Genomic DNA, 1,609 nt, shown 5'->3' with positions numbered 1-1,609 from the left:
TTGCGGGTTCGTGCGGGTGTCATCGAATTCGGTGACGTTTTCCCGGGACGCCGGGTGCCCGTTGTCCGGGGTGCTACACATCGAATGTTTTTGGGGTCGGGGCGGGGTGCGACGGATGTTTTCCATGTGGAAACTTTCCGGGTTTGGGGGCCGTGTACGGGGTGAGACGGGGGAGCCTCGCTTTCCGAGGACGGTGGGGAGGGGCGCCGCGTGCCCGATGCCCGACGCGGGAAGTTCCGCCGCGACGCATCCGCGACGGCCGTGACGTGGGTATACATGGGAAACGACGATGTCGCTCCGTCGTCGCCCCCACGCTGAGGAGCAGCAGCTCATGGCTCACGCAGTCCGCCCCGACCCCCGTACCGCCGACCCGCGCCTGGACGTCGCCCGGGCCCGGGACTGCGAGGAATGCCGTGGATGGGGGACGGTCGTCATCCCGGATCCGGACGGCTGTCTCGTCCCGTGTCCGGTCTGTCAGCGGCCGGACGGCAATTGAATCCGATCGCCGTCGCCATGTGACGCCGCGGCCCGGTGGAGCCTTTTCCCGGGCCGATTCCTCGTGTGACGAAATTCGCCGCGGACGCCGGACCCGGAGTGCCGGAAGGTGTGGTGTGCCGCAGCCTGGATACGTGGGCCGTGAGGCACGCATCCGTCCGGAGGTCACACGCCATGGACAGTCAGGACAACGAGGAAGTCATGGGCGACGAGGTCTACCAGCCCGAAGGCCCCGAGGGGCGCGAGGACGAGGGCATCCTCGACCCGGAGGACACGCTCTACGACCGTGGGTCGGACCCGTACGACGAGGGCTGGTCGCCTCCCGAGCGCCCGCTCGGTGTGGAGCACCGGGGAACGACCGCACGGGAGCAGCACGAGGGCGAGAGTCTGGACGAGCGGCTGTCGGAGGAAGTGGCGGATCCGGCGCTGGAGGAACTGGAGGCCGACGACGGTCTCGGCGACCTCCCGGACGGTGAGGGCGAACTGCTGGACGACGAGGTGGGCCAGGAACGCGTGGGCCGCCTCGTGGCGCTGGACGAGGGTGCCCACGACGACGCCGAGAAGGACATGTTCGCCGAGGACGTGGGCATCGACGGCGGCGCCGCCTCGGCGGAGGAGGCCGCCGTCCACCGCATCCCCGACGACACCGACCTCTGAAGGAGAGGTGCCATGCCGGCAGGTTCCAGTCCCAAGCGTGAGCGTCAGTACGAGCACATCAAGGAGGGCGCCGAGAAACGCGGTGTCCCCACCGGCCGGGCGAAGGAGATCGCCGCGCGGACGGTCAACAAGGAGCGAGCCAGGGCGGGCGAGGCGAAGACGCCCGGCGAGGTCTCCCTGCGCGACAAGAAGTCCGCACCTCAGCGCGGCGGCGAGCGCTCCCACAGCGGTGCTCAGGGACCGACCAGGGATCAGCTCTACGAAGAGGCCAGAAAGAAGGGCGTCGAGGGACGCTCCGCGATGAACAAGCAGCAGCTGCGCGACGCGCTGGGCCGCTGAGCGCCGGCCCGCACTGCCATGGGCCGTGATCCTCTTTCGGGTGATGGGTGGGTGTGGGGTGGGGTGGTGGGTGGTGGTGGTTGTGGTGGTGGGTCGTTGGGGGGTAAGGGGTGTGGGT

Annotated in this window: 3 protein-coding genes; all 3 read left to right on the top strand. The window is 69.3% G+C overall.

All coding sequences use genetic code 11. The features are described 5' to 3' along the window. Window positions 1–331 precede the first annotated feature (331 nt). The 3 genes from ACFV2J_RS42575 to ACFV2J_RS42565 all read left to right on the top strand — a co-directional run bounded on the left by ACFV2J_RS42575 (window position 332) and on the right by ACFV2J_RS42565 (window position 1,491). Window positions 332–496 carry a hypothetical protein gene (locus tag ACFV2J_RS42575; RefSeq protein ID WP_385098167.1) on the top strand — a complete coding sequence of 55 codons (165 nt, stop codon included), beginning with the start codon at window positions 332–334 and terminating at the stop codon, window positions 494–496. 173 nt (window positions 497–669) lie between these two features. Then, entirely contained in the window at window positions 670–1,152 is a 483-nt protein-coding gene (locus ACFV2J_RS42570) for a DUF5709 domain-containing protein (RefSeq protein WP_385098164.1), read from the top strand. 12 nt (window positions 1,153–1,164) lie between these two features. Continuing rightward, on the top strand, window positions 1,165–1,491 hold the full coding sequence (locus ACFV2J_RS42565) for a plasmid stabilization protein (protein WP_385098162.1): 327 nt from the start codon (window positions 1,165–1,167) through the stop codon (window positions 1,489–1,491). Window positions 1,492–1,609 lie beyond the last annotated feature (118 nt).

Source organism: Streptomyces sp. NPDC059668 (genome assembly GCF_042734135.1).
GTDB lineage: Bacteria > Actinomycetota > Actinomycetes > Streptomycetales > Streptomycetaceae > Streptomyces.
The sequence above is the reverse complement of the archived record's forward strand: the minus strand, read 5'-3'. Positions and strand labels throughout refer to the sequence as shown.